Source organism: Specibacter sp. RAF43 (genome assembly GCF_052114065.1).
GTDB lineage: Bacteria > Actinomycetota > Actinomycetes > Actinomycetales > Micrococcaceae > Specibacter.
Map to the genome: position 1 here is coordinate 19,315 of NZ_JBFREA010000006.1, position 26,954 is coordinate 46,268.

At 68.0% G+C, this 26,954-nt stretch carries 28 protein-coding genes; 3 read left to right on the top strand and 25 right to left on the bottom strand.

Going from position 1 to position 26,954, the window contains the following annotated elements:
- Positions 1-32: 32 nt before the first annotated feature.
- The 15 genes from AB4Y80_RS04925 to AB4Y80_RS04995 all read right to left on the bottom strand — a co-directional run bounded on the left by AB4Y80_RS04925 (position 33) and on the right by AB4Y80_RS04995 (position 14,417).
- A complete protein-coding gene (locus AB4Y80_RS04925) occupies positions 33-614 on the bottom strand; it encodes a DUF1990 family protein (RefSeq protein ID WP_442212244.1) in 582 nt (193 codons plus the stop codon).
- On the bottom strand, positions 598-1,002 hold the full coding sequence (locus AB4Y80_RS04930) for an MmcQ/YjbR family DNA-binding protein (protein WP_442212246.1): 405 nt from the start codon (positions 1,000-1,002) through the stop codon (positions 598-600). Before AB4Y80_RS04930 ends, AB4Y80_RS04925 begins: the two co-directional genes overlap by 17 nt.
- The gene (locus AB4Y80_RS04935; RefSeq protein WP_442212248.1) at positions 999-1,595 is read right to left on the bottom strand and encodes a dihydrofolate reductase family protein; all 597 of its coding nucleotides are present in this window, start codon (positions 1,593-1,595) and stop codon (positions 999-1,001) included. Before AB4Y80_RS04935 ends, AB4Y80_RS04930 begins: the two co-directional genes overlap by 4 nt.
- A 36-nt stretch (positions 1,596-1,631) precedes the next feature.
- The gene (locus AB4Y80_RS04940) at positions 1,632-2,555 is read right to left on the bottom strand and encodes a polysaccharide deacetylase family protein (RefSeq protein ID WP_442212250.1); all 924 of its coding nucleotides are present in this window, start codon (positions 2,553-2,555) and stop codon (positions 1,632-1,634) included.
- 19 nt (positions 2,556-2,574) lie between these two features.
- Complete coding sequence (locus AB4Y80_RS04945) at positions 2,575-2,991, bottom strand: CoA-binding protein (RefSeq protein WP_442212252.1); 417 nt, start codon at positions 2,989-2,991, stop codon at positions 2,575-2,577.
- Between the two features lie 138 nt (positions 2,992-3,129).
- On the bottom strand, positions 3,130-4,122 hold the full coding sequence (locus tag AB4Y80_RS04950; protein ID WP_442212254.1) for a type IV toxin-antitoxin system AbiEi family antitoxin domain-containing protein: 993 nt from the start codon (positions 4,120-4,122) through the stop codon (positions 3,130-3,132).
- Between the two features lie 237 nt (positions 4,123-4,359).
- Positions 4,360-5,037 (bottom strand): SUKH-4 family immunity protein, encoded by a 678-nt coding sequence (locus AB4Y80_RS04955; RefSeq protein ID WP_442212256.1) that lies wholly within the window; start codon positions 5,035-5,037, stop codon positions 4,360-4,362.
- Positions 5,038-5,098: 61 nt separating this feature from the next.
- A complete protein-coding gene (locus AB4Y80_RS04960; RefSeq protein WP_442212258.1) occupies positions 5,099-5,905 on the bottom strand; it encodes a carbon-nitrogen hydrolase family protein in 807 nt (268 codons plus the stop codon).
- A gap of 203 nt (positions 5,906-6,108) precedes the next feature.
- Complete coding sequence (locus AB4Y80_RS04965; RefSeq protein WP_442212260.1) at positions 6,109-7,398, bottom strand: adenylosuccinate synthase; 1,290 nt, start codon at positions 7,396-7,398, stop codon at positions 6,109-6,111.
- Positions 7,399-7,703: 305 nt separating this feature from the next.
- On the bottom strand, positions 7,704-8,060 hold the full coding sequence (locus AB4Y80_RS04970) for a hypothetical protein (protein ID WP_442212262.1): 357 nt from the start codon (positions 8,058-8,060) through the stop codon (positions 7,704-7,706).
- 91 nt (positions 8,061-8,151) lie between these two features.
- A complete protein-coding gene (locus tag AB4Y80_RS04975; RefSeq protein ID WP_442212264.1) occupies positions 8,152-9,351 on the bottom strand; it encodes an FAD-dependent monooxygenase in 1,200 nt (399 codons plus the stop codon).
- Between the two features lie 83 nt (positions 9,352-9,434).
- The gene (locus tag AB4Y80_RS04980; RefSeq protein ID WP_442212266.1) at positions 9,435-9,770 is read right to left on the bottom strand and encodes a hypothetical protein; all 336 of its coding nucleotides are present in this window, start codon (positions 9,768-9,770) and stop codon (positions 9,435-9,437) included.
- A gap of 44 nt (positions 9,771-9,814) precedes the next feature.
- Entirely contained in the window at positions 9,815-12,505 is a 2,691-nt protein-coding gene (locus AB4Y80_RS04985; RefSeq protein ID WP_442212268.1) for a multicopper oxidase domain-containing protein, read from the bottom strand.
- Positions 12,502-13,671, bottom strand: coding sequence for a hypothetical protein (locus AB4Y80_RS04990; protein WP_442212270.1), 1,170 nt, complete (start codon positions 13,669-13,671; stop codon positions 12,502-12,504). The genes AB4Y80_RS04985 and AB4Y80_RS04990 overlap by 4 nt, the downstream gene beginning before the upstream one ends.
- Positions 13,668-14,417, bottom strand: coding sequence for a helix-turn-helix transcriptional regulator (locus AB4Y80_RS04995; RefSeq protein WP_442212272.1), 750 nt, complete (start codon positions 14,415-14,417; stop codon positions 13,668-13,670). Before AB4Y80_RS04995 ends, AB4Y80_RS04990 begins: the two co-directional genes overlap by 4 nt.
- A gap of 61 nt (positions 14,418-14,478) precedes the next feature.
- Between AB4Y80_RS04995 and AB4Y80_RS05000 the strand changes: the two genes are divergently transcribed.
- Entirely contained in the window at positions 14,479-15,222 is a 744-nt protein-coding gene (locus AB4Y80_RS05000; RefSeq protein WP_442212275.1) for a DUF2249 domain-containing protein, read from the top strand.
- A gap of 130 nt (positions 15,223-15,352) precedes the next feature.
- Here the strand turns inward: AB4Y80_RS05000 and AB4Y80_RS05005 are convergent, their stop codons facing one another.
- The 4 genes from AB4Y80_RS05005 to AB4Y80_RS05020 all read right to left on the bottom strand — a co-directional run bounded on the left by AB4Y80_RS05005 (position 15,353) and on the right by AB4Y80_RS05020 (position 19,823).
- Positions 15,353-15,778 carry a DUF3151 domain-containing protein gene (locus AB4Y80_RS05005; protein ID WP_442212277.1) on the bottom strand — a complete coding sequence of 142 codons (426 nt, stop codon included), beginning with the start codon at positions 15,776-15,778 and terminating at the stop codon, positions 15,353-15,355.
- 4 nt (positions 15,779-15,782) lie between these two features.
- On the bottom strand, positions 15,783-16,802 hold the full coding sequence (gene fbaA / locus AB4Y80_RS05010) for a class II fructose-bisphosphate aldolase (protein ID WP_442212279.1): 1,020 nt from the start codon (positions 16,800-16,802) through the stop codon (positions 15,783-15,785).
- Between the two features lie 224 nt (positions 16,803-17,026).
- Positions 17,027-19,051 (bottom strand): S53 family peptidase, encoded by a 2,025-nt coding sequence (locus AB4Y80_RS05015; protein ID WP_442212281.1) that lies wholly within the window; start codon positions 19,049-19,051, stop codon positions 17,027-17,029.
- A 103-nt stretch (positions 19,052-19,154) separates the two neighbouring features.
- Positions 19,155-19,823 (bottom strand): TrmH family RNA methyltransferase, encoded by a 669-nt coding sequence (locus AB4Y80_RS05020; protein ID WP_442212283.1) that lies wholly within the window; start codon positions 19,821-19,823, stop codon positions 19,155-19,157.
- 93 nt (positions 19,824-19,916) lie between these two features.
- Here AB4Y80_RS05020 and AB4Y80_RS05025 point away from each other — a divergent pair, with 93 nt between their 5' ends.
- The gene (locus tag AB4Y80_RS05025; RefSeq protein WP_442212285.1) at positions 19,917-20,711 is read left to right on the top strand and encodes an HAD-IIA family hydrolase; all 795 of its coding nucleotides are present in this window, start codon (positions 19,917-19,919) and stop codon (positions 20,709-20,711) included.
- A 15-nt stretch (positions 20,712-20,726) separates the two neighbouring features.
- On the opposite strand, the gene AB4Y80_RS05030 is transcribed toward AB4Y80_RS05025, so the two are convergent.
- Complete coding sequence (locus tag AB4Y80_RS05030) at positions 20,727-21,353, bottom strand: thymidine kinase (protein WP_442212287.1); 627 nt, start codon at positions 21,351-21,353, stop codon at positions 20,727-20,729.
- 163 nt (positions 21,354-21,516) lie between these two features.
- Here AB4Y80_RS05030 and AB4Y80_RS05035 point away from each other — a divergent pair, with 163 nt between their 5' ends.
- Positions 21,517-21,765 carry an SCO4226 family nickel-binding protein gene (locus tag AB4Y80_RS05035; RefSeq protein WP_442212289.1) on the top strand — a complete coding sequence of 83 codons (249 nt, stop codon included), beginning with the start codon at positions 21,517-21,519 and terminating at the stop codon, positions 21,763-21,765.
- 102 nt (positions 21,766-21,867) lie between these two features.
- Here the strand turns inward: AB4Y80_RS05035 and pyrE are convergent, their stop codons facing one another.
- From pyrE to AB4Y80_RS05060, 5 genes are all read right to left on the bottom strand, one after another.
- Positions 21,868-22,434, bottom strand: a complete 567-nt coding sequence (gene pyrE, locus AB4Y80_RS05040; protein WP_442212292.1) for an orotate phosphoribosyltransferase — start codon at positions 22,432-22,434, stop codon at positions 21,868-21,870.
- A 25-nt stretch (positions 22,435-22,459) separates the two neighbouring features.
- Complete coding sequence (dgoD, locus tag AB4Y80_RS05045; protein ID WP_442212294.1) at positions 22,460-23,608, bottom strand: galactonate dehydratase; 1,149 nt, start codon at positions 23,606-23,608, stop codon at positions 22,460-22,462.
- A gap of 13 nt (positions 23,609-23,621) precedes the next feature.
- Complete coding sequence (locus tag AB4Y80_RS05050; protein ID WP_442212296.1) at positions 23,622-24,512, bottom strand: carbohydrate ABC transporter permease; 891 nt, start codon at positions 24,510-24,512, stop codon at positions 23,622-23,624.
- Entirely contained in the window at positions 24,513-25,409 is an 897-nt protein-coding gene (locus AB4Y80_RS05055; RefSeq protein WP_442212298.1) for a carbohydrate ABC transporter permease, read from the bottom strand.
- Between the two features lie 136 nt (positions 25,410-25,545).
- Complete coding sequence (locus AB4Y80_RS05060) at positions 25,546-26,826, bottom strand: ABC transporter substrate-binding protein (RefSeq protein ID WP_442212300.1); 1,281 nt, start codon at positions 26,824-26,826, stop codon at positions 25,546-25,548.
- Positions 26,827-26,954: the final 128 nt, after the last annotated feature.

The following is a 26,954-nucleotide window of genomic DNA, read 5'->3' on the forward strand; positions in this document are numbered from 1 at the left end:
CAAATGTGAAGAAAGAGGTCGAAATGACGTTTTTAGACGAGCTTCGCGACGAGGGAGCGGGCGGCCCGCATGTAGCTCCTGGTGACCCCGCGCTGGGTGAACCTGGTGACCGGGGAGCCCAGCTTGAAGATCAGGCGCGAGGGTTTGCTGAAGGCCAACAGGCGGAAGTACACGCCGCCGTCGGGCGTTTTCATGGCGATGAACGACTCCTCGCCGAGCGCGGGGTGTCCCGGCAGTGTGCCGTAGCCGAAGCCGGCCAGCTCCACCTCCAGACCGTCCGTGCGCACGATCCCCGTCGGTTCCTCCGCCCACACGACCTCGCACGGGATGGGCACGCGCAGATTTCCGACGCCGAAGCCGCTCACGATCACGGCGCCCACGGCGGCGCGCGGCGGCGCCGAAACGCGCAGCCCCGCGCGGCGCTGAATTTGCCAGGTCATGATGCCGTCGGCCAGCGCCGTGAAGTCGGCGTCCCCGGTGCCCACGCGAATCTGCAGGTCCACGTGGTCAAAGCCGTCCGGCCAGTTTCCGGCACCCGTCGGTTCGCCCGCCAGGATGCGCGTGCGGCCCAGCTGCGGGTAGTTCAGGCCGCCCCGTTCAGTCTTCAGTGGCACGCGCACTCCATTTCAAGGCGTCTTGTTGCTGCCTGGGCAGTCCGGCCACCACCAGGTCGTAGGAATCCTCCAGCATGTCCAGCACCGTCCGGGCCTCCAGGCGGGTACAGTCCACGGAGTTCCAGTGCCGTTTGTTCAGGTGGTAGCCGGGCGTGATGGCGGGGTTGGCCAGGCGAAGCTGCGGCGCCAGCTCGGGGTCGCACTTAAGGCCCACCGACAGGCCCGGGCGGTTCAGGTTGGCGATGGCGAACATCTTGCCCACCCTTTGGGCGGAGCCGCTGGGCGCGAGCACCTTAAACACGGCCGTCTCCGGGCCGAACGGGTAGTCCTCGTAGGCGCCGGGCAGTTTCAGCGCGGCCGCACGGAGTCCGGCGCCCGTGAGGTTCATGCCGGCTCCGCGCCGGAGCCGGTCACGGTCCCGGCGTCCGTTTTCCGGACCCCGTAGCTCAGGGTCGCGAATTGGCCCTGTTGGAGGGCGCTGCGCAGCACCAGTCGGTCGGGGCCGACGATGCGCGGCAGCAGTGGCGCGCCTCCGGCCAGGAGCGCCGGTGCGATGGATACGGTGATTTCATCCAGTGCGTCGATGTCCAGGAACTGGCCGGCGAGGTCGCCGCCGCCCACCACCCACACGTCCTTCTCCCCGGCCGCGGCGACGATGTCCGGCAGGACGTTTTTGACGGAACCGCTGACAAACCGGACGTCGGCGCCGTCGGGCACCGGCAGCTGGCGGCTGGTGAAGACATAGGTGGGTTTCTCGCCGTAGAATTGCCGCCACTTGGCCGGGTTCTCCAGCAGCTTTTCCTCCCGGAGCACCCACTCATAGGTGGTGGAGCCTTCGACAAACACGCCCATGCCGTCCATGAGCCCGGCCAGGTCCGGCGCCTCCGTGGTGTCCACGGCAAAGAGCCATGCCAGCGAGTTCTCGGGATCGGCCAGGAAGCCGTTCATGGTGCTTGCGGTGTAATAGACAATCCGTGTCATGGCATCAACGTTACCGGGGCGCCGCCCGATGCGGGGCTACTTCACGCCCAGGTAATCCTCCAGCAGGACCACCTTCAACCCCGCCGCCTTCTGGGCCTTGACGAAGGCCGCCAGGTCTTGCGGGAATTCGGGCCGGAAGTGCATCAGCACGATGTCCCCCGGGCGCAGCGCCTGGCCCACCTGGTACTGCATCGACTTGGCGTTGGCCTTCGCCTCCCAGTCCACGACGGCCGCCAGGCCGCAGTCGGCCACGGCCTTGCGGACGGAGTCGGTGTAGGGGCCGCCCGGGGGGCGGAAAAACACGGGGCGCCGGCCAAAGTGTGCTTCCTCGAAGTCGGCCATCTGGCAGATTTCGGCCTTTTGCTGCGCGTAGCCCAGGTGGATGAAGCCCAGGTCGTGGGTCATCGAGTGGTTCTCCACCAGGTGCCCGGCCGCCAGGTAGCCCTGGTAAAAGTCGGCATGGCCGGCGATGAACGTGTGGGCCAGGAACAGGGAGGCCTTGATGCCGTTCTTTTCCAGCAGGGCCAAGTCCGATGCGCGCTTGATGGCTCCGTCATCGATGGTCAGGAACACCACTTTCTGCTTGGTGGGAATCCTGGTCAGGACCGGGGCCAGGCCGTTTTCAATCGGTGGCAGGGCAAAGTCCGGGACCAGCCCGCCGAGGGTGCTGACGCGGCCGGTCTTCGGGTCCGGGGCCGGGGTGGTCGCCGGGGCGGTGGCGGCCGCCGGGGCGGGCGACGACGTTTGTCCCGTTGGACTCGCCGGCCCGGCACTGGCGGAGGTGCTTGCCGACGGGCCCGGCGCTGAAGGCAGGGCGGACGTGTCCGTTGCGGCCGTCGTCGTCCCCCTGGAGCCGGTCCACCACAGTCCCCCGACGACAGCGCCGGCAACCACCACGGCAATGATGACCGCGGCCAGCCAGCGGCGGGCGGCAGCCGGATTGTGCAGGTGGCGGGGCATGCGGACCTTCCACTGGGGGCTAGAGGCCGAGAGCGGGCGCTTCGATCTTGGGGCAGGTATTCATCACGACGTCCAGGCCGGCGTCGGCCGCACGCCGGGCGGCGGCCTCGTCCACGACGCCCAGTTGCAGCCAGACGGCCTTGGCACCAACCGCGATCGCCTGATCCACCACCGATCCTACCTTTGTCGAATTCACGAAACAGTCAACGACATCAATGTTTCCCGGGATCTCCGCCAGGGTCTTGTAGCCCTGTGCGCCGTGGACGTCCTCGCCCTTCAGGTTGACCGGAATGATCTCCTGGCCCAGGTGCCTGTGCAGGTAGGAGGACACATCCAGGGCGGCGCGCAGGGGATTGGTGGACAGGCCAACCACGGCCCACCGGGCGGGGGTGGTGAGGAGTCGGCGGACAACAGCGGGGTCGTTTACGTGGGCCATGGATTGAGCCTAGCCCCTGGGGCTGTGGACGGCGGCGCTTGGGCGCCGCTTTCCCGCTTCGGCGCTGCTTACCCGCTTGGGCGCTGCCGGGCCACAGCGCCCGTGCGGGGCCGCCGCGCCCGTGCGGGAAGGCGGCGCTCAGGCCGGCCGCCCCAGGCCGCGCCGGCGGACCGCGTAGGCTGCCCGTTCCAGCGCGGCCCGGATGCGCGCCTCGAGTTCGCGTGGATCATCCAGGTCCTCCCAGTGGATCCGCAGCACCTGCCACCCTGACTCCATCAGCGCCTTCTCGCGTTTCCGTTCCCTGGCGATCGCAACGTCCGTCGGCCGGTAGTCAAAATACTTTCCCCACCCGTCAAACTCCATGAGGAGCCGGACCTCTTCCCATCCGAAGTCGCCGCGATACTCGCCATCGGGTGTCTGGACCACCAGCTGCAGGCGGGGCATGGGCAGATCCATTGCGGACATCACGACGCGGGTGCGGGACTCACCGGCTGATTCGCTTCGCGCATCGAGTAGGGCGATGGTCCGTTGCGCCCGCGCGGACCCGCGGACCACCGGGCTGGTGTCCAGTAGTGTTTGCAGAGCGGCCGCGGTGACCCCGCGTCGCAGGGCGCTGTCGCCAATGATGACGGCGCGTTGGGTGTCGAGGGATCGCGCCGCATCCAGGACCGTCTGCGCCATGGAGGTCACCCGGACCAGCGCGGGCCCGACGCGCAGGGGCAGGATCTGTTCCGCCGGAAGTAGCTGGCGGTGCCCGGAAACGTCCGGGCTGTGGCTCCCCCGGCCAATCGCGTACGGCTGGGTCAAGTGGATGCGCGGGCCGCAGTTCCAGGTGGTCAGCCCGTGCAGGCGGGCGGCGCTGGCATGGCTGTACACGCCGTCGCCCTGGGCGGCCAGGACGTGCGCCGTCAGCACCAGGCTGTCCCTGGTCCACGGCGACGCCTGGTTCCACATGACGGCGGGGATGTAGGAGCCGCGGTGCAGCCGCCGGATGATCCCGGAGCGGATTCCGGCCGTCAGGGCACGGTCGGTGATGCCGGCGTCCGCGAGCATCCGGGTCGTGGCAATGCCGTCCACCGCGCGCACCGGCCACCGTTGCTGCAGCATTTCCTGTAAGTCGGCGCGTTCCATGATTCATGATGGCCCGAACCGTGAGCTGCCGACGCGGGTGGCGTTGCCGGGGTGCACAAGACGGCCGTCAAGCGGGGCTGTGGAGGAGCCGCCGGAGCCGCCCGCGAACCCCGGGGAGCCGGATAAACGCTGCGGCGGCGCTCCAACGCTGTCGGCCGGCAGCGCTCATGCGGGCCGGCAGCGCTCAAGCGGGCCGGCAGCGCTCAAGCGGCGCAGGGGCGTTTGGCGGGGCAGCGGTCAGGAGTCGACGCGGATCTCGCGCGCGGCCTTGCCGGAGTAGTCGTCAAGATCTTCCAGCTCGTCGGGGTTGTCGTCGAAATCCTCCGAGTCCGCGTCGTCCTCCGAGTCGTCGTCGATGTCGTCGTCGGAGTCGTCGGAGTCGTCGAAATTATCGGAGTCGGAGCCGGAGGCCGAACCCGGCTCGCTGAGACCAGGCCGGTCGTTGTCGCCGGTGTCGGTTTCCAGTTCGTCGTCATCCTCGTCGAGATCATCGACGTCCACGTAGTCCTCGCTGGTGAGTTCCTCCGTGTACAGCGACCAAAACTCGTTGGGTCCGGCCGCGAGGGGGTCGATTTCCTTGAGCAGCGTCTCAAACGTTTTGCGCACGGTGGCGAAGTCGTCGTCGTCTTCGGGCCCCACGGTGTCCCGGTCAATGGACTCCCAGGCGGAAACAATCCGCACAAACTGCTCCAGGGAAGAGGCAATCACGGACTCGTCGTCCTCGCAGACGAACAGCACGGCGCCTTTCTTGCGGTCCACCACCACGAACTGGAAATCACCGTCGTTGCAGATCACGGCACGGCCGCTGGGGTCGTTGGAGAAAGGAGGCTTCAGCCAGGCACCGTCCAGGGGAATGTCTTCAAGGGCAGATGGATACATTGGTTCCAATGCCGCCCAGATCTTGGAATCATTCATGCGTGCCTCCTCTGTTGTCCTGACACTAACCACCGGGGCCTGTGCCGTCAATGGAATACTCTTACCCCGCCGGGACCACCACGGCGTTGTCTTGGAACCGGCGATTGCGCAGCACGGGAAGGAATTCGCGCACCTCCTCGATGCGTTTGTGCGTCACGTCCGAGGTGGCCACCCCGTTGGCCTCGTCGGCGAGAAAATCCTGGGCGATGCCCATCGGGTCAAGAATGGCCGAGTGCCCGATGCAGTGGTCGCTGGAGGTGCCCGCCGCCGCCACCCAGCACGTGTTTTCGATGGCACGGGCCTTGAGCAGCGTCTCCCAGTGCTCCACCTTGTGGTCACCCTTGAACCAGGCGGCCGCCACGGCGATCAGGTCGGCGCCCTCCACCGCCAGCGCCCGGGCCAGCTCGGGGAAGCGGATGTCGTAGCAGGTCATGATGCCCACCTTGAATCCGCCGATGTCCACCAGGGTCACGCCGTTGTCGCCGGGCTTGATCCGGGTGGATTCCTGGTAGGAGAAGGCGTCGTAGAGGTGCAGTTTGCGGTACGTGCCCAGGATGGTGCCGTCGTCGTCCACGGCCACCACGGTGTTGTACGGGCGGGACTCACCGCTGGATTCGTAGCCGCCGGCGATGACGGCGATGCCCACGTCCGCCGCGATGCGGGACACTCCCTGGACGAACGTGCTCCACTGCGCGTCGACGGCCGTCACGAAGTCCCCCTCCACCCGGCCCACCGAAAACATGGATTCCTCGGGGAAGATGATCAGCCGGCCGCCGTCCTGTTGCGCCGTGACCGCCAGCCCGCGCATCACCGCGAGGTTGTCCGCGACGCGCCCGCCCGGGTTGAACTGACCAACGCTGACCTTCATGGCATCTCCCTCGCACCGTGAATTGCTCTGGTCTCAAGCCTAGTCGTTTTGCCCCGCCACGGCGCCGCTGCGGTGCGATCGGCGGGCCCGAGGGTCCGCAACAGGCGGGTACGCAAAAGGCAGGACGACGGCGGAACACAGGGTTCGCCGTCGTCCTGCCTTGGGTGCCGGGCCGGCGCCCGGTGGACTCGAAGGGGCTGGGGCTAGTCCTTGATGAGGTCGTAGCGCACGATCGTCTGGTCGCGGTCCGGGCCCACRCCGATTGCGGAGATCCGGGTGCCGGACATGGCCTCCAGCGCCAGAATGTAGTTGCGCGCGTTCTCCGGCAGCTCCTCGAGCGTGCGGGCCCCGGTGATGTCCTCGGTCCAGCCCGGGAAGTACTCGAAGATCGGCACGGCATGGTGGAATTCGGTCTGCGTCATGGGCATCTCGTCGTGCCGAACGCCGTCGACGTCGTACGCCACGCAGACCGGGATCTGCTCGATGCCGGTGAGCACGTCCAACTTGGTGACGAAGTAGTCGGTGAAGCCGTTGACGCGCGAGGCGTGCCGGGCCAGGATGGCGTCGTACCAGCCGCAGCGGCGCGGGCGGCCGGTGTTCACGCCGAATTCCCCGCCGGTCTTTTGCAGGTAGATCCCCATCTCGTCAAAGAGCTCGGTGGGGAACGGGCCGGCGCCCACGCGGGTGGTGTAGGCCTTGATGATGCCCACGGCGCGGGTGATCCGGGTGGGGCCGATCCCCGAGCCCACGGACGCCCCGCCGGCGGTGGGGTTGGAGGAGGTGACGAACGGGTAGGTGCCGTGGTCGACGTCCAGGAACGTGGCCTGGCCGCCCTCCATGAGCACCACCTTGCCTTCGTCCAGGGCCGTGTTGAGCACATAGGTCGCGTCGATGACCATGGGGCGCAGGCGGTCGGCGAAGCCCAGGAAGTAGTCCACGATCTCATCGACCTGCACGTCGCGGCGGTTGTACACCTTTACCAGCAGCTGGTTCTTCTGCTTCAGTGAGCCCTCGACCTTTTGGCGCAGGATGGACTCGTCAAAGACGTCCTGGACGCGGATGCCCAGGCGGGCCACTTTGTCCATGTACGCCGGGCCGATGCCGCGCCCGGTGGTGCCGATGGCCCGTTTGCCCAGGAAGCGCTCGGTGACCTTGTCCAGTACCTGGTGGTACGGGGCCACCAGGTGGGCGTTGGCAGAAATCCGCAGCTTGGACGTGTCCGCCCCGCGCGCCTCCAGGCCCTCAATTTCCTCGAACAGGGCCTCCAGGTTCACCACGCAGCCGTTGCCGATGATGGGGACGGCGTTGGGGCTCAAGATGCCGGCGGGAAGGAGCTTGAGCTCGTACTTCTCACCGCCGACGACGACGGTGTGCCCGGCATTGTTGCCGCCGTTTGGCTTGACCACATAGTCGACGCGGTGGCCCAAAAGATCTGTGGCCTTGCCCTTGCCCTCGTCGCCCCACTGGGCGCCGACGATTACGATTGCTGGCATGGGATCCTCCCCCTTGCTCAAAAGTTGAGCCGGTCGCTGCATGGTTCGGCGGTCGCTCCGCCGTACACCGTCCGGACACTAAAATACCCCTTGGGAACCACCTGCCGTCTCCAGCAATGCTGTACCGGCAGGCAATCAAGGGGGTCTTGCGTCCCAAGTTTACCGGAACGGTGCGGCGGGCGCACATTGGGTGGTGGAAGGGACGACGCCGGTGCGGCCTTTGCGTTCCGGCTCGCCGCCGGGGCGCGGCGCGGAGAGTCCGTCCTTAACCGACGGCCTTCTTGACGAGCGCGCCGATCCTCGCCTCATCCGCGGCGCTCAGCTCCGTCAGGGCGAAGGCGGTCGGCCACATGGTGCCCTCGTCCAGGATTGCCGAGTCGTTGAAGCCGATCGTTGTGTAGCCCGTACCAGGTTTTCGGCGAGAGTTCCGGCGTGCTGGCCTTGATGATGGCATGGACCCGCGCGACGAGGGCCCGTTCCGGTTCCGGAATCTCGGCGATCTTCTCCTGCACGTCATTTTCCCCGTCCACCGCGGCACCGCGCGCTCCGCGGCGGGTGGCCGTCTTGAGCTCCTTCGCGCGCTCCTTCATCGCGGCTCGTTCCTCGTCCGTGAATCGTTCGTGCGTCGTGGCGCCCGTGGCGGTCTTGTCGGTGTCGTTCATGGTTGGTTCCTCTCCTCGCGTTTTGTTGGGAACCAACCCTAGTGTGCAGGCGCCGATCCGGGGAATGGCGGCGTTGTGTCCCACCGGGGTGTCAGCGCCGCGGCGCCCTGGTCGGTTTGCCGATGAGCAGGGTGGCCAGATACCGATGGGGATTGCGGGTGCGCAGCGCGGCGCCGAGAACTTGCCGGAGGGCTTCGGCCTCGGCGCCCTGAGCGGACAGGGCGGCCTGCGCCCGGGTCTGCACGATCGCCTGCCGGCCTGCTTCGTGGCGGACCGTGTGGTAGTTTTCGAGGGTTTCGACGGAGGCCGCGCCTGCCAGCACCGCGGCGAGCCGGGGGGCGAGGTCGACGGCGTCGAGCATCCCCGTGTTCAAGGAGGAGCCGCCGGCGGAGAACACGTGCGCGGCGTCGCCGGCGAGGAACACCCGCCCGACTCGGTAGCGCTCGGCCTGGCGGCTGTTGGCGATCATGGACCGCAGCCACTGCCCGCCGCTGATCGGGAGGTCACTGCCGAGTACTCGCTGGATGCTGGCCCGCATCTCGTCCAGGGAAATCTGCTCGGCCGGTTCCTGGCCGTCCCGCGGCTCGTGGGTGCCGACGATGTACAGATCCGCCGGGGCGCCGCGGTCCAGGTCCGACACCGGGGCGAGCGTGAGGATGCCCGACGGCAGGTGGTTGGGCCGAAACAGGAACAGGGTCCGCCCGTCGGCCAGCTCGAGGACGTGCCTGGACCGGCGGCGCACACCCGCAGGAATCGCCACTCGCCCGATCCGCACGAGTTGGTCGCCGGTGGTACCGGGAAAGCCGACCCCGAGGTGATGGCGCACGAAGCTGTGGGCCCCGTCGCACCCGACGAGAAATCCGCCGTCGAGGGCGTAGTCGCCGTGGTCGGCGCGGACGTCCACGACCACCCGTTCACCGTCGTCGTGAAATCCACTCACGGCGTGCCCGCGGCGGACGTCGGCGCCCAGGGCGCGGGCGCGTTTTTCCAGCAGCGCTTCGAGCCGATGCTGCGGTATGGGCAGCACCCGCAGGGCGTTGGGCCTCACCGGGTTCAGCCTCAGCGGCAGCGTCCCGAAGAAATAGCGGGGCACCGGAATGGCGTGCAGTCCTTTCTGCCCGCGCAGCAGCCCCCGCCGCCTCAGGATGGTCACGATCTCCCCGACCAGGCCGTTGCCCTTGGGCATCGCGCTGTGCTCGACCGCACGCTCAAGGACGATCGAGGCGACGCCCGCGTCCCCCAACTCGCAGGCGAGCATCAACCCGACCGGCCCGCCGCCGACAATGATCACGCCCGCTCCAGTGCCTCTCGTCCCGGCCATGCCCATCCGTGCCCCGCTTCCGTCCCTCAAGGTACCCATGCGGCCCGGCAGGGTCAGCCGCCCGTCAGGGTCAGGGCGGCATCCGCCAGCGCCGGCCAGCGCTCCGCCGACGCCAGCGGCACCACCACCCAGTCCTTGAAGGGCCGGCTCATTCCGGACGGGTCGAACAACGCGGCCCCGGGCAGTGCGAGGGCCGCCGCATGGCCCGCAGAGTCCTGCCCCAGTTTGAAGGCGACGGCGTCGCCGTGCAGGCAGCCGATCGCCTTGCCGCCTATCATCAGCGAGGTGGCGCCAAACATTTTTCCCACCGTGACTCCTGCATCCGCCAAGTCAGCGGCAAGGACCTCAAAGGCGGCCACGGCGGCCGCCGAGGGCACTAGTTTCTCCATAGGGGAATCATGCCGGATCCGGCATCCCCGCGTCGAGGCCGGGCTCAGCCGCCGGCCTCGACCTTGAACAGTCCGTGGGCGCCGCGTTCGGCGTCGACCATCACATGCGAGACAAACGGGTAGTTGCCGGGCTGGGGGAAGGTGAGCTCGACGAATCCGCCCTGGGCGGCCGCCAACCCCAGGGTTTGCGAGCCGGCCGCGGGGTCGGAGCCGTCGATCAGGTACCGGCCCTCGCTCCACACGGTGTCGAACTGGCCGCCGACGATGTGGAACGACGACGCCCGGTTGGGTCCGGCGTCGAGCACCCAGACCCGCACCCGCTCGCCGGCCCTGGCCGCCAGCGGGCGCGAGTCATACTGGTTGGCGTAGCCGTTGAAGACGACCGCGTCCGGGGTGTCCGCCTGGATCTTGGCCAGGTCGGCCACCCCGCCCTGCGTGCCCAGGTACAGCTCGGACTGGATCAGGACGTACTCCCTGGCCACCGGCGGCAGCTTGGGCGGGTCGATGACGACGGCGCCGAACATGCCGTTGGCGATGTGCAGGCTCATGGGCATGGTGCTGCAGTGGTACATCCAGATCCCCGCCCGCGTGGCGGTAAACGTATACGTCAGCGACTCACCCGGGTTGATGGTGCGCATGGGCCGATCCGGGGCCAGGGCGCCGGCGTGGAGGTCGATCGAGTGCCCCAGGGACCCGTCGTTGACGAGCTTGATCTTGAACTTGTCCCCCACTTTCCCGTGCAGCGTGGGTCCGGGGGCGGTGCCGTTGAACATCCACAGCTTTTGCCTGACGCCCGGGGCCACCTCGCGCTCGGCCTCGGAGACCGTCAGGGTGAGCTCATGCACCGTGCCCGGCTGCAGCGGCGGCAGCGCGGCGTCGCGGGCGGTGAAGTCCGCGGCCGGTTCCTTCATGAAGTCCAGCAGCGAGGCGGCGCTTGGCGCACCGGCGGCGGGGGTGCCATGGTCCATGCCCGCCATGCCCCCCGCATCGGCCGGTGGCGGCGTGGACCCGGAGGCAGGGGCGGGCGCGCCGGTGGCCACGATCGTGAACACCATGCCCTGCTGGCGGTGCCCGACGATGCTGCACCACCCGTCCATGCCCGTCCCGACCACGCCCACCGCCACGCTCGCCTTCTCGCCCGGATACAGCCGTCCGGATTCCGCACCGCCGGCCGTGACGAGGTCATGCACCATGGTGTCCTCATTGGTGACGTTGATGACCAGCTTGTTGCCCACGGGGACCGACACCTTGTCCGGGTGGAAGCGCATGTTCTTCATGGTCATCTCCACCGTGGTGGTCTGCCCGGTGGCGTGCGCGGCGGTTTGCGCCCCGGCCCGGTTCAGCCCGGACAGGGCGGCGGGGTCGGCCATGATGCCGGCCACAATGACCAGCACGACGACGGCCAGCCCGGTCGCCGCCATCCCCCACCTGCTGCCCGGGGCCGGGTCATAGGCCACAACCCCGGGCCGGGGGGTCGGCGTCGGACCGGCGCCCGGGGCCTGGGACGGTTTCTTCAACAGGGCCATCCCGAGCAGCGGCAGGAACCAGGCCAGCCCCGCCAGGACCAGGAACGTCGTGCCCACGCGAACCAGGCTGGGCACGGGCAGCAGGGAGACCAGGAGGGCGCCGTTGGTCAGGACCACACGGAACACTGCGGCCTTGTCCAACATCGCCGCGCGGTGCCGGAGAATCGAGGGCCCGCCGCCCAACACCACGGGCGCCAGATAGGTCAGGGCGGCCCCCAGGACCTGGGCCGCGAAACCGGCGGCCAGCACGGGGGCCACCACCTCGATGCCGTGGTGCAGGGCTTCCCAGCCGCCCGATGTGACGGTCAGGAGCACCAGCCATACCAGCGATACCGCCAGCCAGGCGACGGCGGCGAGCGCGGACAGCGGCGCAAAGGTGACCGGCGGCCTGCCCCGCACCACCTTGGCCAGCGGCACGCAGACGTACACCACCGCGCCCAGGTAGATCAGGAGCCCCACGGTGCACAGGAATGTCGCACCGGCCGCGGCGCCGGCGGCGGTGACCAGCACGCCGGCCAGCAGCGGCACGGCACCGTGCCGCGCGACGGATTCGGCGCCGTCGGCCACCCGGGTGTGCAGCATGGTGGGCAGCAGCGTCATCAGGGTTCCCAGCACCGTCAGCCCCACAAAGCCCAGGACGTTAACGGTCAGGTGGACCAGCAGCAGCCTCGCGTGCGCCTCGCCGCCCACGCCGGAGGCGAGCGCGGCGCCCACCCCGGCCCCCACGGGCAGCAGCAGGCAGGCGGCGACGTAGTACCAAACGGTCGCGCCAAAGCGGGAGGGCAGGGCCGTGCGGGCCCGCCGTCCCAAGGTGACGGCGTGTGCGGCCACGACGCCGCCCACCAGGATGCTGCCCGCCAAGGTCAGCGCCCAGATGTTGGCCGGCACGGAGACCACCACGGCCAGCACGGCCACGTTGAGCAGCACCAGCCGCAGCACCATGCCGCGCGAGCTGGGGTTGGGGCCGCGCAGCAGCGCCTGGGCAAAGTGCCAGCTCCACACCAGGATCGAGTTGGTCACCGCGCCCAGCAGCAGCAGGTGCACCATGAGCCAGCCCGATGCCGGGATGTTGCGGTGGATGAGCACCACCACCACGAGGGCCACCAGCCAGAACACCGCCGGGGCGTTGGCGCGCAGGTGCCATCCGGCCCGGCTCATGGCGGCAGGCGGCTGCCCGCCCGCACCGGGAGGGGTCAGATTGAGGTTCACGCCAGGACTTTCGGTGGATGGGTGGCCTGCCAGACGGCCATGACGGCAAAGAGCAGGATGGCGATCACGTTCAGCACGCCGCCGCTCACCCAGGCGCCGTGGAGGCCGGCGGCGTCGCCAAGGCCCAGCCGGATCAGCAGGGACAGGTGTAAGAGCCCGGCCGGAACCCAGAACAGCTCGGTGTACGGCAGCGGCTTGCGCAACACGGCGGGCAGGATGACGGGCGCGTGGGCCATGATCATGGAGATGGTGAAGCCAAGGAAGACCGAGTGGACGACGACGTCGTAGGACGCCCCGGTCAGGGTGCCCTGGTGCAGGGCCAGCACGACCCCGGCGATGGCCAGCCAGCTGTAGCCGGCCAGCAGGCAGGCGGCGATGTAGCGGGGCAGGCCCTGGCCGCGGATGGTCTTGCGGGCGGCGTCGTACCCCACGAGCCAGCCGACCATCGCCAGCAGGGTCAGCCCGAAGAGAGGGTAGCCGACGGCGGGCCACAAGAGGGTGGCCGCCGTGGCCGCCGTCATGGCGAAGGCCAGGATCGTCAGGAGCGGTTCGGCCCGGGGGCTGGCGATGCCGATCCGGGCGAGTTCCAGCCGTTCCCCGGCGATGGTCAGCACCACGAAGCTGACCAGGAACGGCAGCAGCACGGGGATGGCGGGGATTCGCAGCCACAGTGCGGCGGCCCCGATGGCCGTCACGGAGCCGAGGATCTGGATCAGGACCACGTTGTCGCGCTGCCGCCGCCACAACGGGAGGTAGACCAGTGCCATGGCGACGGTGCCGGYCAGCAGCACCGTCTTGCCGATCCACAATGGCAGGGGGGAAATCAACAGCAGCCCCGCCACGCCCAGCAACGCCGGGGATGCGTACCCGGCCGCCTTGCCGAGCGCGACCGTGCGTTCCAGGGCGATCACGGTGCCCACAAAGCTCAGCACCAGCAGCATGCCGTGAACTTGCGGGAACCGCCCGATGTCCACCGGGGCATCGGCACCAAGCAGCTGCAGCCCGGCATTGAGGCCCACCAGCAGGGCGGCACCGGCCGGCAGCAGGAACAGCATCCTGAAGGCGGGCCTGCGCAGGAACGCCGTGGTGCGCCGGGACCCTTGACGCGGCGGCTTCTTGCGCTGGGGCGCCTGGGCGGCAAGGGCGGCGGCCCGTCCGCCGCTCACCGGCCCGCGTTCGCGGGCAGGGTGGCGGGCAGGTTGGCGGGCAGGCGCAGGGTGCATACGCCGGGTGCGGCGAAGGGGACCAGCCGGACCCCGTCCTCGGGCACGCCGCTGCCTTCCAGCAGTCCCTTGACCAGCCCCAGGTGCACGGCGCACACCACGTCCTGGTTTTCCCGGGCCGCCTCCACGATGGGGCACGTGGTCAGGGTGAGGTCGGTGGCGTCGGCGTTGCCGTGGATGCCAAAGCCGGCTTCACGCAAGGCGTCCACCACCCCGCGACGGGCCAGGCGCTGTTCGGCGGGGCCGGAGGAGCCGGGGGCGGCGGGGCCGGATCCCGCCGGGCGGGCGTTCAGCACGTGCGCCCACTGCCGGCCGGCCAGGTCGCCGGCGCCCGCGGGGTCCTCGCTGGTGGCGGCGATTTGGCGGGCCAGGGCGGTGGCCAGAGCGGCGTAGCCGGCGGGGCGGGACGCGGGTGTTGCTGCCCGGTAGAGCCAGGCGGGCCGGCCGCGACCCGTGCGCGCCGCCGTCGCCCTCGTGGCAAATCCGGCCACCACCAGGGCGTCCAGGTGCTCGCGGACGGTGTTGGTGTGCTGGCCGGTTTCCGCGGCGAGGGTCTCGACGCTAAGGGTGCCATCGGCGGCGCGCAGCCGCTCCAGCACCGCCGCGCGGGCCCTGGACATCGGCGCGACGGACTCCGTGCCGCCCGGCTTGGGTCCGCGCGGCGGCAGTCCTGACTGATTATTTTCCACGGAATTTATTGTAGTAATATAATCCCACAATCTCCATTCGAACCCCCGTAAGGTTGCCGCCGTGAATAATCTAGTCCTTGCCTCCTCCTCCACCGACGCTGCCGCGTTGGACGAGGCCCGCACCCGCATCGCCGAGGCCGGCGGCACGCTGGGAACCCTGGCCACCAACCTTGTCTCCGCCGCGGCCAACCAGCGCGGCGGCGAGCTCGCCGAGGCGGACCAGACCAAGCTGGTGGACTTCGCCGAAAAGGAACTGCTGCCGCTGGCCGCGGCGTTTGCCGCGGCACTGAAGGACGTGGGCGGCGTCGTGGCCGGGCTGGCCGCGGCACACAGCACCCGGCTGATCGACGCGGCCAAGACGCTGGAGCAGCAGGAAGCGCCCCTGCAGATGGTGTACGCCGGGGCTCGCCTACAGGAGGCGGGCGCCGCGTTCCTGGCCCAGGCCGCCGACTTGATCGTTCCCGCCCTGGCGCAAAACCCGTCGATCACGCTGGCCGGCGTCCTGCCCGAGCGCACCGCCGACGTCGCGGCCGCGGCCCCCGCAACGGGCGGCTGCGCCTGCGGCGGGCATGACGAGCCGGGCTTGTCCGAGCTCGACACCCGCGTCATCCCGCACGCCATCCGGCACGCCACGATCTTCGGGGCCCTCGAGGGCCTCACCGCCGGCCGCGGCATCCTGCTGATCGCCAATCACAACCCGCTGCCGCTGCTTGCCCAGCTCGAGCAGCGCGCCGCCGGCAAGTTCACGGTCGACTACGTCGAGAACGGCCCGGAGAACTGGAAGCTGAGCATGGTCCGCAACTGATCCCGCACGCCCCCGTCATCTGACCCGCAATAGATGTCGAGAAACCCCGAATTTTCGGGGTTTCTCGACATCTATTGCGGGTCAGTCGGCGGTTAGAGGGTCAGTCGGCGGTTAGAGGGTCAGTCGGCGGTTAGAGGGCGGCCTCGATCGCGGCCGCCGCCAGGGGGTCCGAGTCGTTGAGGAACGAGGCAATCCGGGCGGCCTCGTCGGCCTCGCCGATGGCCCCGGCCGCCCGTCCCAGCGCGTACAGGGCGCGCAGGAACCCGCGGTTGCCCTCATGCGCGTACGGGACGGGACCGGTGCCGCGCCAGCCGTTGCGGCGCAGCGCGTCCAGGCCGCGGTGGTAGCCGGTGCGCGCATACGCGTAGGACTCGATGGTGCGGCCCTCCGCATACGCCTCATCGGCCAGGATGGCCCAGAGCAGGGACGACGTCGGGTGCTTGGCGGCCAGGTCGAGGGCCTCGTCGCCGGCGGCGAGCCGGGTGTCGACGTCCTCTTCGGCCGGGAGCAAGGTGGGCTCGGGACCGAGGAGGTTCTTGCGAAATTCGTCGCTCATCGGGCTAGAACGTCTGACCGGCGGAGCCGAGCTGCTGTGCGGCCTCCACCACGCGGGCGGCCAGGCCCTGCTCGGCCAGCGCACCCCACACCCGGGGGTCGTAGGTCTTCTTGTTCCCGACATGGCCGTCCACCTTCAGGACGCCGTCGTAGTTCTTCATGAAATGGTCCACCACCGGGCGCGTGAACGCGTACTGGGTGTCGGTGTCGATGTTCATCTTGATGACGCCGAAGGAGACGGCGTCCTTGATTTCCTGCTCCGAGGAACCCGAACCGCCGTGGAAGACCAGGTCAAACGGGTTGTCCTTGCCGATCTTGGTGCCGACCTGCTCTTGGATGTCCTTGAGGATCTCCGGGCGCAGCTTCACGTTGCCGGGCTTGTACACGCCGTGCACATTGCCAAAGGTCAGGGCCGTGATGTAGCGGCCGTGTTCGCCCGAGCCCAGCGCCTCGATCGTGGCCAGGCCGTCCGCCACGGTGGTGTACAGCTTGTCGTTGATGGCGTTTTCCACGCCGTCCTCCTCGCCGCCGACCGCACCGATCTCCACCTCCAAGATGATGTGCGCGGCGGAGGTGCGGGCCAGCAGCTCGCGGCCGATGCGCAGGTTTTCCTCGAGGGTCTCGGCGGAGCCGTCCCACATGTGCGAGTTGAAGATCGGGTCGCGCCCGGCCTTCACCGCCCGCTCGGACTCCTCAAGGAGCGGCAGCACAAAGCCGTCCAGCTTGTCCTTGGGGCAGTGGTCGGTATGCAGGGCCACGTTGACGGGGTAGTTCTTGGCAACTTCGCGGGCGAACGCGGCGAAGCCCAGGGAGCCGGCCACCATGTCCTTCACGCCGGCGCCGGACCAGTAGGCGCCGCCGCCGGTGGAGACCTGGACGATGCCGTCGGAGCCGGCGTCGGCGAAGCCCTGCAGTGCCGCGCTGAGTGTCTGGGAGGAGGTCACGTTGACGGCCGGGTAGGCGAAACCGCCAGCCTTGGCGCGGTCGATCATTTCGGCATACTTGTCCGGTGATGCAATAGGCATTGAAAGCTCCTCAGGGCTAATCGGTACAACGCTTGTCGATACACGCGAGGCCGGCACCTGGCCGCCCACCCCATGTCTCCCCCCATCCTAGCGATTGCGCCCACGGTGTCGAAGAGGATGAAGGTCCCGCCCGCCGGGTGGACTCCCGGGAGGCACGACGGCGGGCCCCGGCGTGGGTGCCGGGGCCCGCGTCGGGCGTCGGGTCCTGCCGATGCCCGGGGGAACTAGTGTCGGCCGTGCCGGTTGAGGGCCAGCGCAAACCGGTAGCTCATGCTGCCCACGCCCGTGACGGCGTCGTACTTTTTGGCCGTGGCCAGGGACGTGTCATGGTCCATCGAGAGCAGGTACTGGCTGCCGGAGCGGGCGCTCGTGTACGCGAGCACGGGCTGCGTCTTCTGCGGCACCACGTCGTTGAATACGCGCGGCTGCTGCTTGTACGCGGCGTAGATGGCCGGGTTGGCGAAGCCGAGCGTCTCGCCGGAGACCTGCTGGGCGACAGCCATCTGGCCGGCGGACAGCGGGGCGGCCAAGGACGTGCCGCCCACGGTCTGCGTCATGAACGGGCCCGTGGCCAACGTGGCGTTGTCGGTGATGGGGCTAAGGCCCACAACGTAGCCGGTGTAGGGGTCGGCGAGGGAGGAAATGTCCGGGGCGACGCGCATGCCCTTGGCCAGTGAGGCCGGCACGACGCCCTTTTGGTAGTCCGGCTGCGCAAACACGCCGCTGACGCCGCCGCCGGCACCGCCCCCGTAGACGTTGCCGGGCAGCGGCGCCGTGTAGGCGCCGTCGACGATTCTATCCAGGATGCCGCCCCAGCCGGTTTCAAACTGGTAGGCGCCCTTCTTGTCCACCGCCAGGCTGGTGCCGCCCACGGCGGTGACCCACGGCGAGCTGGCCGGGAAGTCCGGGGACGCGTAGCCCAGGTTGGCCGCCTGGTCACCGTTGTCGCCGCTGGAGAAGTACAGGCCGATGCCCTCGCCGGCCGCCTGCAGGTGCAGGTTCACCGCCCCGGCGATGGAGTCGGCGGGCAATGCCTCCCCCACGTTCCCGTAGCTGTTGCTGACGATCGTGGCCAGCTTGTTGTCCAGGATCTTGGACATGGCGATGTCCAGGCCGCCGCCGCAGTTGAACCCGCCAACGTAGAGGATGGTGGCGCCGGGCGCGGTGCCGTGGACGGCATCCACGTCCAGGGCCTGCTCGCCCTGCCAGCCGCTGGGGAACCGGCACAGCGCCTGGTCCATGAACTCCGCCGGAGAGGGCACAATTTCGCGGTAACTGGCGGCATCCATGCCCGGGAGCCCGTAGCGCTGCGAGTAGGCGTTGACGTCGGCGAGCATGGTGGGCGAGGCGTAGGCGCCGATGATGGCCACCGTTTGGCCCCTGCCGTCCGGCACGGTGCCGTGCTTGCCGGCGGCAAGGGACTTCGCCAGCGCGTCCCTGCCGTAGGCGGACTGGATCTGCCCGGGCGTGTAGCCGCAGATGAAGGTCGGGGCCGTGGTCTTGCCGTACGCCTCCGGAATGGCGGTGGTGTTTTGGCCGTAGTACGACGAACAGGCGGCCGTGGTGGCCGCGTTGCCGGCCTTGGGGACCGCGGCCCGAGCCTGCGGGGCCGCGGCGCGGACCGGCTCCGGCAGCCCGTCGCCCGGGCGCACGGAGTTCGGCCGGGTCATCAGGCTGCCCTGGTCCACCATGAGGCCGGCCACCTTGGCGGAAATGGCGGCGGGCAGGCTCGGGGCATCGGACGGGCCCACCAGCGTGGTGCCCTCAAAGGAGTAGTTGCGCAGCCGGGTCTCAAACGCGGAATTCAGCTGGTCCACCGTACCCCGGAACACCACGTATTGGCGGCTGTCCGGCGTTCCGGTGATCGCAAGGCCCCGCGATTTAAGGTGATTGACGACGGCGTCATAGTCGCCCTGGGTGGGTGAAAAGCGGGCGATCCACTGGGCCGGGCTGAGCCAGTTTTGGTAGTCGCGGTGCCCGGGGGTGGAGACCGAGCGGGCCAGCGCCTCGGCACCGGGGCGATCCCGCAGCGGAAGGTACATTTTTCCCTCGACGGAGGCACCCGCCGCGGCGGCGCCGGCGTCATTGGCCGGCTGCGCCCAGCTCGGGACGGCGCCCGGAAAGGAAGTATCCGGTGAGGCCGGGGACGCCATGGCCCCGGTGGCTCCAAAGGTGAGCACGCAGGCCGTGGCCGCGCCAAAGGCCAAGACTTTTGTGATGATCCTTTGGGATTTGAAAGCTGGCTTCACACGGAACCCTTCAGCAGTTGGGCACCTTGTGCGCCCGCACAAGCTCGAGCCTAAACCCGCGCGAATTCCGGGGCCGGGATCTGGGAAATCACGGTGTTTCGCCCTAGCCGACGGACTGGTCGAAGACGTGGCGACGAATCCAGGCGTGCATGGCGATTCCGGCCGCGGCGGCGGCGTTGATGGACCGGGTGGAGCCAAACTGCTCGATGGACAGCGTCGCCTCCGCCGCGGCATGGACCTCCTCGCTCAGCCCGGGGCCCTCCTGGCCAAAAACCAGGACGCAGTGGCGGGGCAGCTCGTACGTCTCCAGCTTTTCCGAGTCCGGGAAAATGTCCACCCCAATGATCGCCAGGCCCTCCCCCCGGGCCCAGGCCGTAAAGTCGGCCACGGTGGGGTGGTGGCGGACATGCTGGTAGCGGTCGGTGACCATGGCCCCGCGACGGTTCCACCGGCGTCGGCCGATGATGTGGACCTCCTTGGCCAGGAAGGCGTTGGCGGTGCGCACCACGGTGCCGATGTTCATGTCGTGCTGCCAGTTTTCGATGGCGATGTGAAAGTCGTGGCGGCGCGTGTCCAGCTCGGCAACAATGGCATCCATGCTCCAGTAGCGGTACGCGTCCAGGACATTGCGGCGATCCCCGCCGGCGAGCAGTTCCGGATCCCACTGCTCGCCCTCGGGCAGCTCCCCCTCCCACGGGCCAACCCCGACCTCGTGCCGGTTGTCCTCGGGGTCGGCGGCGTCAGGGACTGGGGCGGGGACGGGAATACTCACCGTTCAATTTTAGCCGTTCGCAAGGCGACGGATCCGCAACGCCGAAATCTGCAAGACTTGGACCAGATCGCATGCCCGCCACCAGGAGGCACCATGAGCACGTTGAACCATCGCAAGCCGGCCGACATTGAATGCTGGCTCACCGACATGGACGGCGTCCTGGTCCACGAGAACCGCGCCGTCCCCGGGGCCGCGGAACTGATCCAGCGCTGGGTGGACACGTCCAAGCGGTTCCTGGTGCTCACCAACAACTCCATTTTCACCCCGCGCGACCTCGCCGCCCGGCTGCGCGCCTCGGGCCTTCAGGTGCCGGAGGAGAACCTGTGGACCTCGGCGCTGGCCACGGCGCAGTTCCTGAAGTCGCAGATGCCGCACGGGCGCGCGTTCGTCATCGGCGAGGCCGGGCTGACGACGGCGTTGCACGAGGCCGGCTTCATCCTCACCGACCAGGCCCCGGACTATGTGGTGCTGGGCGAGACCCGCACCTACTCCTTTGAGGCGATCACCCGCGCCATCCGGCTGATCGGCGACGGCGCCCGGTTCATCGCCACGAACCCGGACGCCACCGGCCCCTCCGCCGAGGGCCCGCTGCCGGCCACCGGCGCCATTGCCGCGCTGATCACCAAGGCCACCAACCGGGAGCCGTACATCGTGGGCAAGCCGAACCCCATGATGTTCCGCTCGGCCATGAACCGGATCGAGGCGCACTCGGAGACCACCGCCATGATCGGGGACCGCATGGACACCGACATCGTCGCCGGCATGGAGGCCGGGCTGCATACCGTGCTGGTGTTCACGGGCATCACCCGGCCGGAGGACGTGGATGCCTTCCCGTTTCGCCCGGACCAGGCCATGAACTCCGTCGCGGACCTGATCGCCCACATCTAGCTTTGACTGGTGCGGCTAGCTGAGGAGCTTTCCGCCCGAGGCGTCCAGATAGCAGTTGCCGCACAGGGACTCGTACCAAATGTCGGCTCCCTCGATGGCGACCTGGTCGCCGTCGAACAAGATGGTCTCCCCCGTCCGGCGGGTGTTGAACATGGCCTTGCGTCCGCACCGGCAGATCGTCTTGAGCTCTTCAAGTGAGTGGGCGATCTCCAAAAGCCGCGCCGAGCCGGGAAACGCGCGGGTGCGAAAGTCGGTGCGCAGCCCGTAGGCCAGCACGGGCACGCCGTCGAGCACGGCGATCCGAAACAGCTCATCGACCTGGGCGGCGTCCAGGAACTGGGCCTCGTCCACGAGCAGGCATGCGACGGGGGCCAGGTCCACGTGCTTGAGCAGAGCGTCGGGGTCGTCGCCGGCCGCGTGCGCGGCGAACAGTGCCCGGGCGTCGGCGCCGGGCGGGATGACGAAGTCCACCTCGCGGCTGACCCCTAGCCGGGACACGATGGCATTCTCGCCCTTGGTGTCCACGCCGGGTTTGGCGAGCAGGACGCGCTGGCCGCGTTCCTCGTAGTTGAATGCGGCCTGCAGGAGTCCGGCGGACTTGCCGGAATTCATGGCACCGTGGCGGAAATAAAGCTTGGCCAAGACTGTCCTTTCATAGATACGGCGTTCACCGTGTAACCAGGGGCGCACCGGCGGGTCCTGCCGCGAAATTCCGGCCGCCGCCTTCCGGGGAAAATTCCTTTACCATATAGTTGAATTTACAGCAAACAGTTGTGAGCATCATCACTGTGAAGGGAGCGTTGCCATGCCTGAGTTCATGGACGTCCACAACAACATGAAGGGTGTTACCGAGGAAGGCCTGCGGGAGGCGCATGCCGCCGATCTCGCCGCCCAAGGCGAGGAAGGCGTGGTGTTCAAGCAAGCGTGGGCCGACCCCAACAGCGGCAAGGTGTTCTGCCTGTCCGAGGGGCCGTCGGCGGACGCCGTGCGGCGCGTGCACGAGCACACGGGCCATCCGGCCGACGAAATCCACCAGATCACCCTGGTCGTCTGAGCGGCGGTCTCGCGGCGAGCTTCCCAACCAGCGGGTGGGCCCACGCGTCCGAGGGACCCGCGTGAAGCCGCGCCGGCGGATTCATGTGGGAGGGCGTGGGGACTAGTCCAGCCCGAGCTCGGCCTTGCCGAACACAAACAGGTACGGCACCCCGGCCTCGGCCTCGATGCGCTCCTTGGCGCCGGTGTCGCGGTCCACGATCACGGCGACGGCCTTGATGTTGCCGCCGGCCTTGCGCACGCCCTCCACCGCGGCCAACGCGCTGCCGCCGGTGGTGGACGTGTCCTCCAGGACGACGACGTCGCGCCCGTCCACGCCGGGGCCCTCCACCTGGCGGCCCATGCCATAGGACTTTTGCGCTTTCCGCACCACGAACGCGTCGATCGCGCGGCCGGCGTCGACGGCGGCGTGCATGAGCGCCGTGCCCACCGGGTCCGCGCCCATGGTCAGCCCGCCGGCGGCCTCAAACTCGATGCCGGCATCATCGAGGAGGGCGAGCATGACGCGCCCGGCCAGCCGGGACGCCTCATGGTGGAGGGTGATGCGGCGCAGGTCGATGTAGTAGTCCGCCTCCTTGCCGGAGGACAGGATCACCTTGCCGCGCACCACGGCCAGTTCCTTAATGAGGTCGAGCAGGCGGGCGCGGTCGGCGGCAAGTGTCTGGGTCATGGCTTCCATCCTAATGGCGGGCGGATCACCACTCCGCAAACGAACCGTCGGGATGCCGCCACACGGGCCCGCGCCAGGCATGGCCGCGTTTGTCGGCCACGCGCACCGCATGTTCATCCACCTCGATGCCCAGTCCCGGGCCAAGCAGGCGTTCAAAATGGCCGTCGACAAATTTTAGCGGCGACTTATCCAGCACATAGTCGAGCACTTCCGCGCCCAGGTTGTAGTGGATGCCGATGCTCTGTTCCTGGATGAGGTAGTTCGACGTGGCAAAGCCCACCTGCAGGCAGGCGGCCAGCGCCAGCGGGCCCAGCGGGCAGTGCGGCGCCAATTGCACGCCGTAAACCTCGGCGAGGGAGGCAATCTTGCGTACCTCGGTAATCCCGCCGGCGTGCGAGAGGTCCGGCTGGGCCACGGCGATCCCGGCCTGCAGGGCGGGCAGGAACTCCGCCCGGCTGTACAGGCGCTCCCCCGTGGCGACGGGGATGGTGGTGGAGGTGGTGAAGTCGCGCAGCAGGTGCGTGTTTTCCGGGACAACGGGCTCTTCGAGGAAGAACGGCCGGTACGGCTCCAGCAGCGGCGCCACCCGGCGGGCGTTGGCCAGGGAGAAGCGGCCGTGGAAGTCGACGGCGACGTCGCGATGCTCGCCCAGGACCTCCCGGGCCGCGGCCACCCGGCGGATCACGCCGTCGATCTCGGCAACCGTGCCAAGGGGGCTCATCCGGCCGCTGGCATTCATCTTCACGGCGGTCAGCCCCACGTCCAGCTGGGCCTGGATCGAGTCGGCAACTTCGCCGGGCTCGTCGCCGCCCACCCAACCGTAGGCGCGGATGCGGTCGCGGACATGCCCGCCCAGAAGCTGGTGCACGGGGGTGTTGAAGTGCTTGCCGGCAATGTCCCACAGGGCCTGGTCGAGGCCGGATACCGCGCTGGCCAGGATGGGGCCGCCCCGGTAAAACGAGCCCTTCGTCATGGTCTGCCAGTGGTCCTCGATGCGCAGGGCGTCGGCACCGACCAGGATTTCCGCAAGCTGTTCGACGGCGGTGCGCACCGTCTCGCTTCGGCCCTCGCAGGTCGCCTCCCCCCATCCGATGATGCCGCTTGCCGTTTCGATCCGGACAAACAGCCACCGCGGCGGCACCAGGAATGTTTCAATTTTTACGATGCGGGTCACTGTGGAGCGCCTATCACTTGATTGCGCCGGCGGTCATGCCGGAGACGATGTATTTTTGCGTGAAGAGGGCGATGACCATGATGGGGACGGTGACCACCGTGGCCGCGGCCATGAGCCCGCCCCAGTCAATGCTGGCGTAGGAGACGAAGTCGAAAATGGCCACCGGGAGGGTCTTGGTTTTGGCGCCGGAGAGCACCAGCGCGAACATGAAGTTGTTCCACGAGAAGATGAAGGCCAGGATGCCGGCCGTCGCCATGCCGCCCACGGACAAGGGCAGGGTGATGAAACGGAACGCCCCGATGGGGGTCAGGCCGTCGACTTGCGCGGATTCCTCCAGTTCCAGGGGCATGGAGTCGAAGTAGCTCATCATGATGTAAACGATCAAGGGCAGCGCCACAAACATGTGACTCATGATCAGGACGCTGAAGCCGCCCACCATGCGCATGTTGGAGAAGACGTAGTACCACGGGACCAAGAGCGAGATGCCCGGGATGACGCGGGCCATCAGCACCACCAGGGCCGAGCGGTGCATGGTGAACCGGCTCATGGCATAGGCGGCCGGCACACCCAGCACCAGCGACAGCGCGGTGGAGACAAACGCCACCCAGAAGCTGTTGAAAATGTAGATGAAGTAGTTGTTGCGGGTCAGGACGTTGACATAATTGTCGAAGGTCGGCGTGAAGACGATCGTCTTGCTCGGATCGTAAATGTCCACGTTTGTCTTGAGCGAGGACGCAACCAGCCAGGCCAACGGGGCCAGCAACGCCACGACGACCACGATGAGGGCAACGACCCGGAAGCTCGAGTAGGCACGGACGCCCAGGGGCTTCCGGCGCCGGCGCAGGGCCGGTTCATCCGCCGCAACCAGGCTGGGGTTTTCGGCCGGGATCACTGACGGTGCCATTTAGTTGTTTCCTTTCCGGCGTCGGGTCAAAACCCACATGAACCCGATGATGATCAAGAAGAAGAGGATGAGGACGGCGGAGGAGAGCCCGTATTCGTTGTAGTCAAAGCTGAGCCCGTACGCGTACACGTTGAGCGTTTCGACCTCATGGAAGGATCCTCCCCCCTTGCCCTTGGTGGCGTAGAGGATGTCGAAGGTTTTCAGGGCGTCGATGCTGCGCAGCAGGATGGCGACAATCACCGTTGGCATCATCAGCGGCAGGGTGACGAAGAAGAATCGCTGCCAGGCGTTGGCGCCGTCAACCCGCGCGGCCTCGTCCGGTTCGTCCGAAAGCGACGTCAATCCGGCCAGCAGGATTAGAACCACCATGGGCGTCCATTGCCAAATATCCATGAAGATGGTGGTCGGCAGGGCCGTGGCCTGGCCGGAGAGCCAGGGCTGCGCGGGAATCCCCACCCAGGACAACATCTGGTTGGCGAAACCCATGTTGGGATCGAAGATCAGCCGCCACATCATGCCCACGGCCACGGGGGTTGCCACCAGGGGCAGCAGGATGGCGACGCGGACCCATTTCTCGCCCCGGAACGGGCGCCACAGCAGCAGCGCGATGATCATGCCCAGGACCATTTCCACGGCCAGGGCGGTGACGGTGAAGTAGGCGGTGCGCCCGACGGCCGGCCAAAACCGGTCCGTGTCGGAGAGGACGGTCAGGTAGTTTCCCAGGCCGATGAACTCCGATGGCGCCCGCACGGAGCCCCGCGAGTCGGTCAGGCTCAGGTAGATGGTCCACGCCAGCGGAAAAATGATCAAGAGCCCGACGAAGATCATCGCCGGGGAGGCAAACAGCCACTTTCTGTGCTTGTTGGCCCAGTCGGAAAAAGCACTCGACTTCGCCACAGTTCTGGGAGCCGCGTGGGATTTAACGGAAACAGACATGGTTCACCTAAGGAGTCGTGAGAAATCGGTTTGCGCCAGCCGGCCGCGCGGCCGGTGTGGCAGGTGCGCTACGTTGCCCCTGCCACACCCGGAGCTGTTAGGAATCGCTGTCCAGGAATTTCTGGAACTGGTCATTGGATGAGGTTGCCGCGGCGGCGGAGTCGCCTCCGGTGATGGCCGTGACGATGGGCTCACCCACGATTTCCCGGGCCTTGCCCACGGCAATGACCAGGGGACGGTCGTGGCCGATCCCGTGTTCGGCACTGAAGGCGATGGCCTCGGCCAGGTCCTTCGGATACGTCGAGGTGCCCTCCGGATCGGCCCAGACGGACGCACGCGGGCCGGGGACGCCGGCCTTCTGTGCCGCCAGGGTGCGCGCCTTGGACGTTGCCCACTGGATGAACTTCCAGGCGTTTTCCTGGTTGCCGGAGGCCTCGTTGATGGCCAGGCCCCAGGAGGGGACGTTGTACGGCTTCGACCCGGCCGGCCCGGCCGGCAGTGCGGCAAAGCCCACCTTGTCCGCCACCTTGGACTTGCTGGTGTCCGTCGCGTTCTTGTACAGGGAGTCGGCCTCCGTATAGAACGCGGCGTTGCCCTGGGTGAAGATGGCCATGGCCTCGGGCCAGCTCATGTCGGTGCTGACATTGGCCGGACCGTGATTGTGGATCAAGCCGCCGTAGAACGCGTAGGCGGCCTTGGCCTCGGGTGTGGCAATGGTCGACTTGCCGGCGTCGTCCATGAAGTCCCCGCCAAAGCTGTACAGGAAGCTGGAGAACTGCGTGACGGCCGCGGACTTCCCGGTCCGGGCCACAAAGCCGGCAACGCCCTTGTTGGCCGCGGCAATCTTCTTGGCCGCGGCTTCCAGCTCCTCCATGGTCTTGGGAACCGCCACACCGGCGGCCTCCAGCAGATCCTTGCGGTAATACAAAACCTCGCGTTCGGTGATGATCGGCACGCCGACCACCTTGTTTTCAAAGGTGCAGGCGGTCACCGGACCCTTCTGGAAGTCCTTCCAGTCCCAGCCGGCATCGGCGTTGACGTTTTTGGTCAGGTCCGCCAGGTACTTGTTCCGCGCAAAGGACTTGCCTTCTTGCAGCGGGCGGTACATCATGACGTCAATTTCATCGCTGCCGGCGTTGAGCTTGACGTTGTACTGGTCCGAGAGCTGGTCTTCGCCGAGCTGGGTCAGCTCCACCTTCAGGCCCGACTCTTTTTCAAATTCGGGGATGGCGGCCTTGATGCCGTCCGTCCACACATGGTTGGCCAACGTGACACGGACCGTGCCCGAGGTCTTGGCGCCACTGCTGCCGCAAGCTGCCACTCCAAACGGAACAACAACCGCAACAGCCAGGAGCTGAAGTACAGAGCGTCGCTTCATTACGACTTCCTTTTCGATTAAGCCGGAACGAGGGCCCCGGACAAGGTCGCCGGCACGGTAACACATATGCCGTATCTGAGATGGTAGTCACATAAAGCATACTTATCAAGGGCACGCCTGATCTGTAT

Coding starts and splice junctions, on each gene's coding strand:
- pyrE (WP_442212292.1), bottom strand. CDS start 22,434: ATGACCCAGACACTTGCCGCCGACCGCGCCCGCCTGCTCGACCTCATT.
- AB4Y80_RS05035 (WP_442212289.1), top strand. CDS start 21,517: ATGCCTGAGTTCATGGACGTCCACAACAACATGAAGGGTGTTACCGAG.
- AB4Y80_RS04935 (WP_442212248.1), bottom strand. CDS start 1,595: ATGACACGGATTGTCTATTACACCGCAAGCACCATGAACGGCTTCCTG.
- AB4Y80_RS04980 (WP_442212266.1), bottom strand. CDS start 9,770: ATGGAGAAACTAGTGCCCTCGGCGGCCGCCGTGGCCGCCTTTGAGGTC.
- AB4Y80_RS05060 (WP_442212300.1), bottom strand. CDS start 26,826: ATGAAGCGACGCTCTGTACTTCAGCTCCTGGCTGTTGCGGTTGTTGTT.
- AB4Y80_RS04940 (WP_442212250.1), bottom strand. CDS start 2,555: ATGCCCCGCCACCTGCACAATCCGGCTGCCGCCCGCCGCTGGCTGGCC.
- AB4Y80_RS04955 (WP_442212256.1), bottom strand. CDS start 5,037: ATGAATGATTCCAAGATCTGGGCGGCATTGGAACCAATGTATCCATCT.
- AB4Y80_RS04950 (WP_442212254.1), bottom strand. CDS start 4,122: ATGGAACGCGCCGACTTACAGGAAATGCTGCAGCAACGGTGGCCGGTG.
- AB4Y80_RS04930 (WP_442212246.1), bottom strand. CDS start 1,002: ATGAACCTCACGGGCGCCGGACTCCGTGCGGCCGCGCTGAAACTGCCC.
- AB4Y80_RS05050 (WP_442212296.1), bottom strand. CDS start 24,512: ATGGCACCGTCAGTGATCCCGGCCGAAAACCCCAGCCTGGTTGCGGCG.
- AB4Y80_RS04945 (WP_442212252.1), bottom strand. CDS start 2,991: ATGGCCCACGTAAACGACCCCGCTGTTGTCCGCCGACTCCTCACCACC.
- AB4Y80_RS05005 (WP_442212277.1), bottom strand. CDS start 15,778: ATGAGCGACGAATTTCGCAAGAACCTCCTCGGTCCCGAGCCCACCTTG.
- AB4Y80_RS05025 (WP_442212285.1), top strand. CDS start 19,917: ATGAGCACGTTGAACCATCGCAAGCCGGCCGACATTGAATGCTGGCTC.
- AB4Y80_RS04960 (WP_442212258.1), bottom strand. CDS start 5,905: ATGAAGGTCAGCGTTGGTCAGTTCAACCCGGGCGGGCGCGTCGCGGAC.
- AB4Y80_RS04970 (WP_442212262.1), bottom strand. CDS start 8,060: ATGAACGACACCGACAAGACCGCCACGGGCGCCACGACGCACGAACGA.
- fbaA (WP_442212279.1), bottom strand. CDS start 16,802: ATGCCTATTGCATCACCGGACAAGTATGCCGAAATGATCGACCGCGCC.